The organism is Novilysobacter longmucuonensis (assembly GCF_046600735.1).
Lineage (GTDB): Bacteria > Pseudomonadota > Gammaproteobacteria > Xanthomonadales > Xanthomonadaceae > Novilysobacter_A > Novilysobacter_A longmucuonensis.
Genome location: NZ_JBJMAW010000003.1, coordinates 112755 through 126072 on the forward strand (window position 1 = coordinate 112755; position 13318 = coordinate 126072).

Sequence of the window (13318 nt, forward strand, 5' to 3'; positions counted from 1 at the left end):
CGATGGTTCCGGATCGCGGCTGAAGCCGCTCCTACGGGTGCTTGGCTACGGCACGTACGGCGGCTGCGCCACTTCGCTGGAGGTCACGTCGCGCAGTTCCCAGCCGCTGCCGGCCAGCAGGCGCAGGCGCTGCTTGAGGATGTTGCCGGGGATGGCGCTGGTCACGATCAGGTCGATGTGCAGGTCGTCCTGCTCGCCGTGCACGGTGGCGGCCGGATCGGTGGCACCCAATGCGGGGTCGACCTCGTCGGGCTCGTCCTGCTTCATGCGCCAGCGCTCGAACAGGGCATCGCTGCGCAAGGCGTCCTGCAGCTCCTCGGCGAACCCCGGCCCGCTCTGGGCGCGGAACGACAGCGACGGGTCGGCACCGCGCGCGCGGGCACCGTCGGGCAGTCGGATGTAGTAGCGGGTGGCCATGGGTCAGCGTCTCGTCGAAAGATGGCTACAGCCTAAGCGGCGCGGTATGCGGCGCTCGTGAAACGCGGGCACAGTGTCGGGGCAATCCCTGCACGCAACTCCATGGCCGCAATCCATGGCGGGCAAAGCGGACGCAGCCGCCGCGGCGGCTGCGTCCGTCCTTTGCCTGCCTCAGTCCAGATGAACGTGGCCGCCGTGGCCTTTCGGACAGTGGCAGACCGCGGTCGGTCCGAACTGAAGGCCGAAGGTCTGGCCGGCGCGGTGGCGCTGCCAGTAGAACTCCGGCGCCGGCGCCTCCTGGTTGCCGATCTCGGCCATGTCGGCCTCCACGTCGAACAGCCGGCCGTCGACCATCACATAGCGGGTATCAATCGTGCTGCGGATGTTCTCCAGCGGATTGGAATTGAGCACCAGCAGGTCGGCCTGCTTGCCGACTTCCAGCGAGCCCAGCTGCGATCCAAGGCCGAGGTAGTCGGCGCCGTCGAAGGTCGCCGCGCGCAGCGCCTCGAACTCGCTGAAGCCGCCCTGCACCAGCATCCAGGTTTCCCAGTTCGGGCTCAGGCCCTGCAACTGGCCATGGCCGCCGACCTGGATCCCGACCCCGGCATCGCGCAGCTGCTTGGTGGCCTTGGCCACCTCGATGTGCCAGTAGTCCCAGTCCGGCGCGACCTCGCGGCGGATCGAGCGGGCGTCCAGCGTCTCGCGCGGGAAGAAACGGTTGAGCTTGTCGTTCTCCCAGACGTTGTCGCGCGCATACCACCAGTACTCGCCCGACAGCCCGCCGTAGCTGACTACCAGCGTCGGCGTGTTGCGCACGTCGGTCTGCGACCACAGCTCGACCACGTCCTTGTACAGCGGCGCGACCGGGATGTTGTGCTCGATGCCGGTGGCGCCGTCCAGGATCATCGTCATGTTGTGGTGGAACGTGCTGCCGCCTTCCTCGACCACCAGCATGCCCAGCTCCCTTGCTGCGGTGTTGATCTGCTGGCGCTGGTCGCGGCGCGGCTGGTTGTAGCTCTTGACCGAGAACGCACCGTTGGCCTTCATCCGGCGCAGGTGGCTGCGCGCATCCTCGAGCGAGTCGACCTCGGCCTTGAAGTCGCCGTCGGCGCCGTAGAGGATCGTGCCGGTCGAGAACACGCGCGGGCCGACCATCCTGCCGGCCTTGAGCAGCTCGGCTTCGGAGAAAACGAATTCGGTGGTCGCCGACGGGTCGTGCATGGTGGTGACGCCGAACGCGAGGTTGGCGTAGTACGCCCAGTTCTGCTGCGGCACCACTCCCTGGCCGAAGTGCGCGGCGTGCGCGTGCACGTCGATGTAGCCCGGCACGATGGTCTTGCCGCTCGCATCGATGGTGCGCGTGCCCGACGGCACGCTGACCGACGCCGACGGGCCGACCGCCTCGATCACGTCGCCGCGCAGGACAATCGTGCCGTTCTCGATCACCTCCTCGCTGTTCTCGGCATCGCGCATGGTCACGATGCGCGCGTTGGTGAACGCGACCAGTTCGTCGGGCTGATCGACCGGGACGGTCAGCCCGACCGCGATGCCGGTGTCACTGCCCGGCTCGGGCAGCTCGGTCGGCGCGCCGGGCAGGAACGCGAACGCCTGGTTGAGATCGCGCGAGTGGTATCGGTTGCCGACCATCCAGTGCAGCGACCCCGAATCCGCGCCCCAGTGCAGGTAGCTGCCGGTGTCCCGGCTGACCTGCGTCACCGGCAGCGCCTTGCTGTCCTTGCCGAGCTCCACGACTTGGCCGGTGGTCATCAGCGGCGCGACGTAAGCGTTGAACAGCTCGGTGAACGCGACCCACTTGCCGTCCGGGCTGATGCTGACGGTATCGACGTACTTGAGGTCGAAGACCTCGCGCGGGTCCTCGCCGTGCAGGCCGACCGACATCAGCTTCTTCTCCAGGCCGCCGCCGGTGAGGTAGTACACGCGGCTGCCGTCGGCGTTGAACTGCGGCGCCTCGCCGCTATCGGCCACGCGCACCGGCTCGCCGCCGTCGGCCGGCATCACGTAGATGCCGCGCTCGCCCGACCACAGGCTACCGGTCAGCCCGCCGCCGCCGGCCTTGGAGTAGACGATGCGGCTGCCGTCGGGCGAGAACTTCGGCCCGTAGTAGAAGCCTTTCTCGTCGGTCAGGCGCTTGCCGGTGCCGCGCCCGTTCGCGTTGCGCACGTAGATCGCGCTCAGCGCCTCGTCCGACCAGGTGGTGTAGAGCAGCTTGCGGCCGTCGCTGCTGAAGCTCGGCTGGTATTCGTACAGGTTGTCGTTGCCGGTCAGGCGCTGCGGCGTACCGCCGGGCAGCGCCTTGCGCCACAGCTTGCCAAGCGCATGGAACACCAGGGTGTCGCCATCGCTGCTGGTCGCCACGTCGCGGATCATCCTGGGGGTGAAGTCGCCTTCCTCGATGGTCTGCTCGAAGCGCAGCGGCGCGGTCACGGTCTGCTCGACCGCGGCCTGGAACGGGATGTTGCTGGCCTCGCCGCTGGCGATGTCGACGCGCCACAGCTTGCCCTGCGCCCACAGCACCACCGATTCGGAATCGGGCGTCCAGTCGAACCCGGTGTACGGCCCGAAGATCGCCCAGGCCTCCTGCTGGTCGTGCGAGAGCCCGTCCCACACCGGCCGCACCGCGCCGCTGGCCAGATCAAGCACGTGCAGCACCGATTTCTCGCGCACGCGCTTCACGAACGCCAGCGACTTGCCGTCGGGCGAGGGCTGCGGCCGCACCGCGCCGCCGGGGGTGGCGATCAGCGTGTCGGTCTCGCCGGTTTCGCGGTCCAGCCGTTTGATCGCGTAGATCACGTCGTGCGGGTTCTTGTTGTACTGGAAGGTCTCGCCGCCGCTGACATCCTCGGAGTAGTAGACGTAGCGGCCATCGGGGGATACCGCCGGCTCGCCGAGGTCCTGCTGGTCGTTCTTCTTCTCGACCAGCTGCAGGCCGCTACCGACGTCGGCGCCCTGGCCGCTGGCGTGGTACAGCCACAGCTCGCCGGCGCCGAGCGAACGCTCGCTGGTGAAATGCTTGCGGCCGATCAGGTAGCGACCGTCCGGCGTCCACGCCGGGTTGTTGAGCAGGCGGAAGTCTTCCTTGGTGACCTGCACCGGATCGCTGCCGTCGACATCGATCGTCCACAGGTTGTTGCCGCCGCCCCGATCGGAGGTGAAGGCCAGCTCATCGCCGTCCGGCGAGAACCGCGGCTGCACGTCCCAGGCCGCGCCGCTGGTGATGCGCCGCGCGCTGCCGCCGGTGATCGGCAGGCGGTACAGGTCGCCCAGCAGCGAGAACGCGATCTCGCCGCCGTCGGGCGAGACGTCCACGTCGATCCAGGTGCCTTCGTCGGTGTCGAAGCGGACGGTCTTGGTCGGGCCGTGCGCGGCGGTGACGTCCCACTCGGGTTCCTTCTCATCGGCCTCGCCGGGCTGGCGCTGGCCCTTGGCGGTCTGCAGCGGCGCCTCGGCCGGGTCGGTGCCGACCGGGTCGAGTGCATCCTGCTCCAGCTGGACCTCTTCGTCGGGCTCGCTGGTATCGCGGTCCTGCGGCACCGGCTGCGGCGGCGGCTGAGGTGGGGGCTGGTCCTGCGCGAAGGCCGGCGCGGCGATCAAGGTGGAAAGGGCGCTGGTCAGCGCAAGGGCGAGCAGGCGGCGGTTGAGGGTCATCGATGGGCACACGTGCGGATGAACCTTGCAGCCTAACGCCTGCGGCGGCGTCGCTCGTAGGCCGGAAGTCCCGTAACGCGCGACCGCAGTCGCAAGTCGTGCGAGCCGCCCGATTGCGTGTGGTGTCTTCCGCCCCTGTTGTAGGAGCGGCTTCAGCCGCGATCCGGAATCGTCGATCCGTGCAATTTCCGATCGCGGCTGAAGCCGCTCCTACGGCCGTAGGAAGCCCAGTAGGGCGGGTTTCAACCCGCCGACACACCAAATGTTCGCGCCGATCGCGGCGGTTTAAACCCGCCCTACGCGTCTACGCGTCGAACTTGACCGTCTCCGACGCGAACCCCACCACCAGCGCGCCCTTGCCGACATGACCATGCCGGTCAGGCTCATCACGCTTTCGAACAATTCGACGTTGTGCTCGGCGCAGGCCGCCTGCAGCCTCTGGTAACCGGGCAGGGCGCGCATCTCCGGCAGCTCGCCGCCTGGGAGTCAGCCGCGGCGCTGGATGCCGACCGGAAGCGTCGCCACCCGCCGCATCTCGCCTTCGGTCAGCAGGCTCGGGTCCTCCAGCGCGGCCATCGCGAACTCGTGTGCGTCATTGCCCCAGAACAGTTGTTCGCCGATCGCCAGGGTCGGCACCCCGTAGACCCCGGCCGCGATCGCAGCCTCGGTGTTGGCGCGCAGCGCGGCCTTGGTTACATCGGCCGACAGCGCGGCCGCTTCGATGCCGAGCGTGTCCAGCAACGGCGCGAGTGCATCGACACTGTCGGCGGCGCGGCCCGCGGCCCAGATCCACGCAAAGATCGCATCGACGGCCTGCGCGGTGCCGCCAGCGGCGATGCACGCACGCAGCGCCGGCAACGGATTGAACGGATGGGCCGGCGGAAATCGCAGCGCCACGCCTTCCTGGCGCGCCTGCCACAGCACGTGGCGGTAGGTGAACTCGCGCTTGCCGCGAATCTCGGCCGGGCCTTTCTGCCCGTGCGCATCGAGCACCGCGGCGAACATGATCGGCACCGGGGTGATGTCGTGCCCGTCGCGCAGTGCCTTGAGCTTCTGCCACTGCAGGTAGGAGAACGGCGAGAGGAAATCGAAGTACCAACGCATCATCATCGCCTCGTAGGAGCGGCTTCAGCCGCGATCGTACCGCCGGTCGGCCGCGCCGCTTCCGGATCGCGGCTGAAGCCGCTCCTACGGGGTCCGAGATCGGCGCCGGCGAGCCGGCGCCACTCTCACTATTTCCGAGCGTCGACCGCCGGATAGGCCAGTGGCAGCCCGCCGTTCTCGGCCGGCACCCGCGGGCGCAGGTAGCGGTCACGCAGCTCGGTCTGGCGGCTGCGCATCTGGATCGGTTGGCCGTTCATCCACACCTGGGTGGCGACGCTGTTGACCTCCAGCGGGTCGCCGCTCCACAGCACCAGGTCGGCGCGCAGCCCCGGCGCGATGCGGCCGATCCGGTCGCCGACGCCCAGCGCTTCGGCCGGCACCGTGGTCAGGCCGGCCAGGCCGGCGGCCCACGGCAGGCCCGCAGCAACCGCGTTGCCGGCCAGCTGGCGGACCTTGCGGGCGTTGTGCGAGGCATCGCCACTCTGGCTGAAACTCACCTCGACGCCCGCTGCATCGAGCCGCGCCGCGTTTTCCATGGTCGCGCCGATCTGGTCGAAGTCGCCCGGCAGGTTGCCGAGCGGGTCGACGAACACCGGCACGTCGGCCGCCGCCAGCTCCGAGGCCACCTTCCACGCCTCGGCGCCGCCGGCGATCGCGATGCGCACGTCGTGGCGCTCTGCCCAACGCAGCAGCTGGCGGATGTCGGACGCGCGATGCACGCCCACCATCACCCGGCCGCCGTCGTCGAGGTACGTGGCCAGCGTGCGGCGCCCGGCGGGGGTGAGCAGCGCGGCATTGGCGTCAGCGCCGATGCGGCCGCGGACCTCGTCGATCAGCTGGTCCAGGATCATCCACTGCGCCGCGCGCGAGTTGCCGCTGAGGCCGGCCGCACGCCCGCCCAGATCGACGAACAAGACGCGTTCGCCCACCGGGTCCAGGCTGCCGTCCAGCCGCACCACGCCGCCCTGGCCACCGATGATCGAGCCACCGCTGCCGGTACCCGCACCAAGCACGGTCCAGCCGATGCCCTCGATCCGGGTCACCGGCACCAGCGTGGATGCCGGGTTGTAGGCCAGGGTCACGTCGAACTCCGGGCGCACCGTCATCTGCTTGGTCTCCGCGCCCAGCCCCAAGGTCACATCGACCGTGCTGCGCTCGCCGGAAACTTCCTCCAGTCCGATCTCGGTGATGCCGCCGAACAGGGTCGGGGTCAGCGGACGGTTCTGTGCATCGACCACCTGCGCACCGGCCGGCGCGACCAGGCCGCTGCCGACCTGCCGCACGACGCCGTCACTGATCAGCACGTCGGCGTTCTGCAGGCTGCCCTGCGCCCCGGCGGTGTGCACGGTGGCGTTGCGGATGAGCACGCTGTTGGAGGGCGCGCTGCTCAAGGGCATGCCCTGGGCACTGGCGCCGAAGCCGACCAGGGCCAGCGTCGCCGCGGCGAGCACCTTCATCGCGAAGCCGTTCATCGCACACCTCCAGTAACGCCGCCCTGTCCAAGCATGAAATCCGCCTTCGGCTGCCGCGCCGGATCATTGCGGTCGAACATGCGCGCGCCGTCGATATAGACCTGTTCGGCCTTGGCGTACACGCTGAAGGGATTGCCATTCCACAGCACCACGTCGGCCATCTTGCCGGCCTCCAGCGTGCCGGTCTGCTCGAGCACGCCCAAGGATTTGGCCGCGTTGGCGGTCAGCCAGCGGATCGCGCGCTCCGGCGCGATGTCCATGCCGGCCAGCCCGGCGTGCGCCATGACCTTGGCCGCTTCCTGGTTCAGCCGCTGGATGCCTTCGGCCGAGTCCGAATGCACGATCGCGCAACTGCCGGCGGGGCGGTCGACGATCGCGATGTTTTCCTGGATGCCGTCGAAGGCCTCCATCTTGAAGCCCCACCAGTCGGCCCACAGCGCGCCGCAGACGCCTTCTTCGGCGAGCCGGTCGGCGACCTTGTAGGCCTCCACGCCGTGGTGGAACGCGGCGATCTTGAAGCCGAACTCGTCGGCCAGGTCCAGCATCGTGGTCATCTCATCGGCGCGGTAGCAGTGGATATGCACCAGGATGTCGCCGTTGATCGCGCCGGCCAGGGTGTCGAGCTTGAGGTCGCGCTTGCCGTTGTCGCCGTTGTCCTTGGCGTCGTCTTCCGGCTCGCCCTGCCACCAGCGGCGCTCGCGCGGCTCGTTGTCGGCGGACTTGTGCTTGGCGAGGTATTCGGCCGCCTCGATGAACGCCGCGCGGTAGCCGGCGACGTTGCCCATGCGCGTGCCCGGGCCGCCCTTCTGGCCGTAGACGCGCTTGGGGTTCTCGCCGCAGGCCATCTTCAGGCCCCACGGCGCGCCCGGGAATTTCATCGCCTGGTAGTTGCTCGCCGCGACATTCTTGAGCGTGACCCCGCGGCCGCCGATCAGGTTGGCCGAACCGGGCAGGATCTGCAGCGAGGTGATGCCGCCGGCCAGCGCCGCGGCGAAGCCGGGATCCTGCGGCCAGACCGAATGCTCGGCCCAGACCTCGGCGGTCACCGGCGCGGTCGCCTCGTTGCCGTCGCTGTGCGCGCTGACCCCGGGGCTGGGATACACGCCCAGGTGCGAGTGCACGTCGATGATGCCCGGCGTCACCCACTTGCCGCTGCCATCCACGCGGGTGGCATTGGCCGGCGCGTCCAGATCGTGGCCGACAGCGACGATGCGGCCGTCTTCCATCAGCACGTCGGCCCCGTCCAGGCGCTCGCCGGTGCCGGTCAGCACGGTGGCGTTGCGGATCAGCACCGGACCGGCCGCGACCGGCTGGTAGGTGCTGGGGTAGGGGTCGCGCGCGAAGTGCGAGGTCGCCTTGGGTTGGGATTCGGGCGGCGCGGCGGCGGCAGAGCCGCACGCCAGCGCAAGGGCCAGCGCTGCGGCCAGCGCGGCGGACTGAGGTCGAAGCATGATCGGTGGTTTCCCCTGGTGTGGCGGTGCGTGGCGTGACGATGCGCGTGCGGCGGCCAGTTCGGCCCGCGCGCGGGTGTGGTCTACAGCATCGCACCGTAGCCCTGCGCCGCGTCCTGTGCCAACCCTGACGATGGTCATGATCGGGGACAGGATCGGCAAAGTGGGTGGGGAGTAGGGACACAGTGAGCGTGGTGGCGCTTTCGCTGGAATGCGCCGCACCATCGGGAGTCGGCGGCGATCGCTTGGCTGTTGCTAATCGCTGTTGCTAATCGCTGTTGCTTATCGCTGTTGCCTGTAGCTGCTGCCGCGCAAATCGAATCACCGCGCCACTCCACAGACCCCGAAGGGGCGGCGCACACGGACGTGCGCCGTTTTCCGACCGAGCCATGGATGGCGAGTCGGAAAATCCCCGCGTCGCCCGCACGGCGAGGTGTTTGAAGTGTCGAGGAAGGGCCCTTCTTTGGTTACTTTCTTTGGCCCTTTAAAGAAAGTAACTCGCCTTCAGGCGAAAGCATTTGATCCTTGCCTGTCTACCGTCTGCGGATGTTTCTAGGAGTTGCGGCTCGCTCAAGATCAAGATCAAGATCAACTTCAACTTCAACTTCAACTTCAAGATCAAGATCAAGATCAGGAGCTTCCGCCTGAAGGCGGGTCACTTTCTTTGCTAAACCCAAAGAAAGGGCTCTCCCCGACACACCTCCCGTGCGGGCGTGTAGTAGCGCGGGGATTTTTCGACTCGCCATCCATGGCTCGGTCGAAAAACGGCGGCCATCCATGGCCGCCGCCCCTTCGGGGTCTGTGGAGTGGCTGGGTGGTTGATTGGCGCGAAAGCAGGGGCAACTGCTGAGCGAAAGCGGAAAGCGGAAAGCGGAAAGCGGAAAGCGGAAAGCGGAAAGCGGAAAGCGGAAAGCGGAAAGCGGAAAGCGGAAAGCGGAAAATGGAAAATGGAAAACGTAATCAACCTGAGCGGGCTGCGCCGGTTCGGGATCGGTTGATGGAAAATTGAGGCCAACCCCACGGCTCCGCCAAATGGGACGGCTCCCTTCGCGCGGTGGTCTCACTGACACCACTATCCTTGCCGCTGCTCTGAAAACCCTGTCGTGCGAACCCAGTGGAGCGGCCGGTTTCAGCTCGCTGCCCGCGCGAAAAGCAGATCCTTGCGGTAAGGACGACAACCGGCCGGAGGCCTGGCGATGACCATCATGCAACCCACGATCGCGGCCCGCGACGTGGTCGAGTTCTGGCGCGGCGCCGGTCCGGCCCGCTGGTTCGACGCCGACGAGGCGTTCGACGCCCAATGCAGGCTGCGTTTCCTCGATGCGCACCTGCGCGCCTCGCGCCGCGAGTACGACGATTGGATGGCCGACGCCGAAGGCGCGTTGGCGCTGCTGCTCCTGCTCGACCAGATGCCGCGCAACATCTACCGCGGCAGCGCGCACGTCTATGCCACCGATCTGCTGGCGCGGCAGATCGCCGACGCCGCGATCCAGTCCGGCTTCGACCTGCAGACCGAAGCCGAGTTGCGGCTGTTCTTCTACCTGCCCTTTACCCATTCCGAAGACGCGGCCGACCAGCAACGCGCGGTCGAGTTGCACCGGACGCTGCCGGCGCCCGGCGCCGACAAGTGGGCGTTGCACCATTGCGGCATCATCGAACGCTTCGGCCGCTTCCCGCACCGCAATGCACTGCTCGGCCGCACGAGCACGCCCGAGGAGCAGGCGTTTCTCGACCAGGGCGGTTTCAGCGGCTGACAGGCCCTTGTAGGAGCGGCTTCAGCCGCGATCAGGCAATCGGCCCATACCGACGATCCAGACTCCGGCTGAACCGTCCTGCACCCGAACAGGCGCGTCCATGCGCCCGATGACGCGTCAGTACCTGGGCACGTGCACGTCGGCCTGCTCGGCCCACGCCTCGATGCCGCCGGTGACGTTGAACACCTGGGTGAAGCCGAGGCCGCGGAAATGCTCAGCGGCCTGGGCGCTGCGTTGGCCGTGGTGGCACAGGAACGCCAGGGGCGTGTGCTTGGGCAATGCTTCCAGTTGCGCGTGACCGCCGTCGTCGAGCGTAGTGAACGGCACGTTGACCGTGGCCTGTTCGCGCTCCTCGACCGGGCGCACATCGACCAGGGTCAGCGTGCCGGCGCCGACGCGCTCGGCCGCTTCGGTGGCGGCGATCGGCTGCACCTTCGGCGGTGCGTTGGGGTTTTCGATAACCAGCCCGCGACCACGCTCGTCATCGACCCAGTCGATCGACAGGCCTTCGGCGCGGCGTGCGCCGGCCAGGTCGAACTGCACGCGCAGGCCCTCGGTCTCCACCGCGATCGCATCGGCATCCACCGGCGCCAGCTGCAGTTTGGCGTTGAAGCGCGGGTCGATCTGCAGCAGCACCGCGTAGCCCTCGCCGGCGTTGCCGACCGCCTCGCGCAGCATTTGTGCCGCGGCCGGGGTGATGCTGATCGACGGCGGCGTGCGGTCCGGCGCGGGCAGGCCGAGCGCGCCGTGCAGCTCGCCGGAGTTGGCCATTTGTTCGATGATGTCGCTGCCGCCGACCAGCTCGCCGCCGATGTAGAGCTGCGGGATGGTCGGCCACTCGCCGTATTGCTTGATGCCTTCGCGGATATCGGGATCGGTCAGCACATCGATGTGGGCGTAGTCGACCCCGAGCGAGTCGAGCGCCCCGACCGCCTTGGCCGAGAAGCCGCATTGCGGCGCGCGGGGTTCGCCCTTCATGAACAGGACGATGCGGTTGCTGCCGAGCAGGGTTTCGATGCGCGTGCGCAGGGTGGGGTCGAGCGACATGGGACATCCGTCAACTTGCGTGGGGCAACCCAGTTTACGCCCCTGCCGTCGCACGCCTCGCCACGCGCGCCGGCGATGGCATGATGCGGCGGTGTCCGATCTGCCTGCCCTGCACCGACCGCCGCGCCGCCCGCACCTGTGGGCCGTGTGGTTCGCGCTGTCGCAGGTACTGCTGGTGGCCCTGTGGTGGCACTACGGCTGGCGCATCGGGGTGCCGGTGCTGCTGCTGAGCCATGGCGCGCTGGTCTGGGCGACGCTGTGGCCGCGCTCGCGCTGGTTGAGCCCGGTGCTGACGCGGCTGCCGACCGACGAGCGCGTGGCGTGGCTGACGATCGATGACGGCCCGTCCGGCGACACCGGGGCGATGCTCGACCTGCTCGATGCGCACGGCGCCCGCGCGACGTTCTTCGTGGTCGGCGCGCGCGCCGCGGCGCGGCCGGAACTGGTGCGGGCGATCCTCGCGCGTGGGCACGGCCTGGGCAATCACAGCGCGACCCACCCGCAGGCATGGTTCTGGGCGCTGCCGCCGGCGCGGATGCGGGCGGAGATCGCGCAGGCGCAGGCGGTGCTGAGCGAGATTGGCGGACAGGCGCCGCGCTGGTTCCGCGCGGTGGTCGGCATGGCCAATCCGTTCGTGGCCCCGGCGCTCAAGCAGCATGGACTGGCGCGGGTGGCGTGGTCGGCACGCGGGTTCGATGCAGTGGCGGCCGATCCGGCGCAGGTGGTGGCGCGGCTCGAGCGTGGGCTGCGGCCTGGTGCGATCGTGCTGCTGCACGAGGGCGCCGGGCACGGGCGCAACGTCGAGGTGCTTACGTTGCTGCTGCAGCGGCTGCGGGTGCTGGGCTACCAGACCGTATTGCCCGAGGAACTGGAGCGGTGCGCCGCCGCCCCGGCCATGGCCGCGAACAACGCCCACCTGTAGGAGCGCCCCATACCTGCAGGAGCATGGGCGCGATCGCCTTACTACGCGTCGCCGACCACACATGGGGCGCGGTCGCGGGCATGGCCCGCTCCTACAGAGGCACCACGTGAGCGAGCCGGTCAGCGCCGGCTCGCCACCACCCGCCAGTTGTTGAACGGCGTGTTGCCGTACAGCGCGGTCATCTCGACCTGGAGGCCGGCGCCGCGCAACCGCGCCTGCAGGGCGTCGGCCTGCGGGTAGTGCCGCGGCGTGGCGTTCATCCAGCCGAGCACGCGCGAGAACATGTCCACCGCGCGGGTGATCCGGGCGCGGCCGCTGCCGTCGTCCAGCCCGGTGCGGATCACCAGCCTGGCGCCCGGCATCAGCATCGCGATGGCCGCATCCAGCACGCGGGCCTGCGCGTCGGGCGGGATGAACTGCAGCACGTCGAGAATGGCAACGCTGCCGCGGTGCGCCGGCAGCGCCTGCGCCAGATCGACGACATCGAACGACGCTTCGGTCAGCTCCCTGCGCGCCGCCGCGCACCGTGCACGGCGAATCTTGCTGGCGTCGCTGTCGACCCCGCGGTAGGGCAGCGTGATGCCGTCGGCATGCAAGGTGTGCGCAAGCAGGCCGAGCCCGCAGCCCATGTCGAGCAGCGGCGCGCTGGTGCCGCGCAGGGCCTCGGACACGCCCGGGTACAGCGGATCGCTGCCGAGCTTGCTGCGACTGTAGAAGTAGTCCCAGCGGTTGCCGAGCGGATGCGCCGGCAGGAACGCGGCGGCGATGCTCCTGGCGCGCTCGCCCGGCAGCGGCCGCATCGCGCTGCCGGCCAGGACGGTCATTGCGGCGAGCGCGAGTTGGGTCCGGTCAGCAGGCCGCGCGCGACCGGCAGGGCCTGCCGCATCCATTCGCCATACATCATTGCCGACGGATGCAGCCCGTCGCCGGCCAACATCGCGGTTTCCGCGCCACGGGCACGCGACACCGGGGTGATGTCGACGAACGCCACGCCGCGCGCCGCGCAGACCTCGCGCGCGGTGGCATTGAACGCATCGATCTCCCTGGAAATGGAATCGCGGTGCGGCGCCTCGGCGTGCGCGAACGGGGTCACGCCCCAGTCGGGGATCGACAGCACCAGCACGCGCCCGGGGCGGTCGCCGGCAAAGGCGATCGCGCGTTCGAGAAGCGCGGCGAACTGCTCGCGGTACTCCTCGACCTCGCGGCCGCGGTACTGGTTGTTGACCCCGATCGCCAGGCTGACGAAGTCGAACTCCCCAAGCGGCTGCGCGGCATCGATCGCGTCCGACAGCTCGTCGGTGGTCCAGCCGGTGGTTGCGATGATGCGCGGATCCTGCAGCGCGATGCCCTCGGCCCGCAGTGCGCGCGCCAGTTGCACCGGCCAGCGGCCGGGCTCGGCGACGCCTTCGCCGATGGTGTAGCTGTCGCCCAGGGCGAGATAGGTCATGGGGTGGTGGTCCTTGCGCGCGGGGCCGGTGCTGCAGG

General features: G+C 69.0%; 11 protein-coding genes and 1 pseudogene. 2 read left to right on the top strand and 10 right to left on the bottom strand.

Features of this window, described 5'->3' with window-relative positions; translation table 11 throughout:
• Window positions 1–45: 45 nt before the first annotated feature.
• From ACJQWM_RS04555 to ACJQWM_RS04585, 7 genes and pseudogenes are all read right to left on the bottom strand, one after another.
• On the bottom strand, window positions 46–417 hold the full coding sequence (locus ACJQWM_RS04555) for a hypothetical protein (protein WP_332704366.1): 372 nt from the start codon (window positions 415–417) through the stop codon (window positions 46–48).
• A gap of 171 nt (window positions 418–588) precedes the next feature.
• Window positions 589–4083, bottom strand: coding sequence for an amidohydrolase family protein (locus ACJQWM_RS04560; RefSeq protein ID WP_332704368.1), 3495 nt, complete (start codon window positions 4081–4083; stop codon window positions 589–591).
• 304 nt (window positions 4084–4387) lie between these two features.
• Window positions 4388–4563 (bottom strand): annotated as a pseudogene (locus tag ACJQWM_RS04565) (DegV family protein); the annotation flags it as partial.
• Window positions 4564–4569: 6 nt separating this feature from the next.
• Window positions 4570–5193: a 2-hydroxychromene-2-carboxylate isomerase gene (locus tag ACJQWM_RS04570; protein WP_332704370.1), complete on the bottom strand. Its 624-nt coding sequence runs from the start codon at window positions 5191–5193 to the stop codon at window positions 4570–4572.
• A 122-nt stretch (window positions 5194–5315) separates the two neighbouring features.
• Window positions 5316–6659, bottom strand: coding sequence for an amidohydrolase family protein (locus ACJQWM_RS04575; protein WP_411306691.1), 1344 nt, complete (start codon window positions 6657–6659; stop codon window positions 5316–5318).
• Window positions 6656–8110, bottom strand: a complete 1455-nt coding sequence (locus tag ACJQWM_RS04580; RefSeq protein WP_332704371.1) for an amidohydrolase — start codon at window positions 8108–8110, stop codon at window positions 6656–6658. The genes ACJQWM_RS04575 and ACJQWM_RS04580 overlap by 4 nt, the downstream gene beginning before the upstream one ends.
• A 533-nt stretch (window positions 8111–8643) precedes the next feature.
• Window positions 8644–9174 carry a hypothetical protein gene (locus ACJQWM_RS04585; RefSeq protein WP_332704373.1) on the bottom strand — a complete coding sequence of 177 codons (531 nt, stop codon included), beginning with the start codon at window positions 9172–9174 and terminating at the stop codon, window positions 8644–8646.
• A 132-nt stretch (window positions 9175–9306) separates the two neighbouring features.
• Between ACJQWM_RS04585 and ACJQWM_RS04590 the strand changes: the two genes are divergently transcribed.
• Entirely contained in the window at window positions 9307–9864 is a 558-nt protein-coding gene (locus tag ACJQWM_RS04590; protein WP_332704375.1) for a DUF924 family protein, read from the top strand.
• Window positions 9865–9981: 117 nt separating this feature from the next.
• Here the strand turns inward: ACJQWM_RS04590 and grxD are convergent, their stop codons facing one another.
• On the bottom strand, window positions 9982–10911 hold the full coding sequence (gene grxD / locus ACJQWM_RS04595; RefSeq protein WP_332704377.1) for a Grx4 family monothiol glutaredoxin: 930 nt from the start codon (window positions 10909–10911) through the stop codon (window positions 9982–9984).
• Window positions 10912–11002: 91 nt separating this feature from the next.
• On the opposite strand from grxD, the gene ACJQWM_RS04600 reads away from it, so the two are divergent.
• Window positions 11003–11833: a polysaccharide deacetylase family protein gene (locus ACJQWM_RS04600; protein WP_332704379.1), complete on the top strand. Its 831-nt coding sequence runs from the start codon at window positions 11003–11005 to the stop codon at window positions 11831–11833.
• Between the two features lie 119 nt (window positions 11834–11952).
• On the opposite strand, the gene ACJQWM_RS04605 is transcribed toward ACJQWM_RS04600, so the two are convergent.
• Together ACJQWM_RS04605 and ACJQWM_RS04610 are read right to left on the bottom strand one after the other, a co-directional pair.
• On the bottom strand, window positions 11953–12624 hold the full coding sequence (locus tag ACJQWM_RS04605) for a methyltransferase domain-containing protein (protein ID WP_332704448.1): 672 nt from the start codon (window positions 12622–12624) through the stop codon (window positions 11953–11955).
• Between the two features lie 29 nt (window positions 12625–12653).
• Entirely contained in the window at window positions 12654–13280 is a 627-nt protein-coding gene (locus ACJQWM_RS04610) for an SGNH/GDSL hydrolase family protein (protein ID WP_332704450.1), read from the bottom strand.
• Window positions 13281–13318: the final 38 nt, after the last annotated feature.

What these genes read in the sequence shown, in the direction of transcription:
- ACJQWM_RS04555 (WP_332704366.1), bottom strand. Translation starts at nt 417, where the DNA reads ATGGCCACCCGCTACTACATCCGACTGCCCGACGGTGCCCGCGCGCGC.
- ACJQWM_RS04560 (WP_332704368.1), bottom strand. Translation starts at nt 4,083, where the DNA reads ATGACCCTCAACCGCCGCCTGCTCGCCCTTGCGCTGACCAGCGCCCTT.
- ACJQWM_RS04570 (WP_332704370.1), bottom strand. Translation starts at nt 5,193, where the DNA reads ATGATGATGCGTTGGTACTTCGATTTCCTCTCGCCGTTCTCCTACCTG.
- ACJQWM_RS04575 (WP_411306691.1), bottom strand. Translation starts at nt 6,659, where the DNA reads ATGAACGGCTTCGCGATGAAGGTGCTCGCCGCGGCGACGCTGGCCCTG.
- ACJQWM_RS04580 (WP_332704371.1), bottom strand. Translation starts at nt 8,110, where the DNA reads ATGCTTCGACCTCAGTCCGCCGCGCTGGCCGCAGCGCTGGCCCTTGCG.
- ACJQWM_RS04590 (WP_332704375.1), top strand. Translation starts at nt 9,307, where the DNA reads ATGACCATCATGCAACCCACGATCGCGGCCCGCGACGTGGTCGAGTTC.
- grxD (WP_332704377.1), bottom strand. Translation starts at nt 10,911, where the DNA reads ATGTCGCTCGACCCCACCCTGCGCACGCGCATCGAAACCCTGCTCGGC.
- ACJQWM_RS04610 (WP_332704450.1), bottom strand. Translation starts at nt 13,280, where the DNA reads ATGACCTATCTCGCCCTGGGCGACAGCTACACCATCGGCGAAGGCGTC.